This window comes from Rhodoferax sp. UBA5149, from assembly GCF_002413825.1.
In the GTDB taxonomy this organism is placed as follows: Bacteria; Pseudomonadota; Gammaproteobacteria; order Burkholderiales; family Burkholderiaceae_C; genus Rhodoferax.
In genome coordinates, this window is the sequence record NZ_DHXT01000095.1 from 2,412 (window position 1) to 2,638 (window position 227).

The 227-nt window shown below is 60.8% G+C and carries 1 pseudogene; it reads left to right on the top strand.

Annotated features, from left to right (window positions below):
- Positions 1-227 (top strand): annotated as a pseudogene (locus tag B3V69_RS08130) (lipoyl synthase); the annotation flags it as partial.

Consider the following 227-nt stretch of genomic DNA (forward strand, 5'->3'; position numbering starts at 1 on the left):
GCCAAGCTGTCGCGCATCCCGATCAAGGTGGTGCCGGGCGAGATCCTCAAAAAGCCGGACTGGATTCGCGTCCGGGCCGGCAGCCCGAGCACCCGCTTTTATGAAATCAAGGACGTGCTGCGCCAGAACAAGCTGGTGACGGTGTGCGAAGAAGCCTCCTGCCCCAATATCGGCGAATGCTTCGGCAAAGGCACGGCCACCTTCATGATCATGGGCGACAAGTGCAC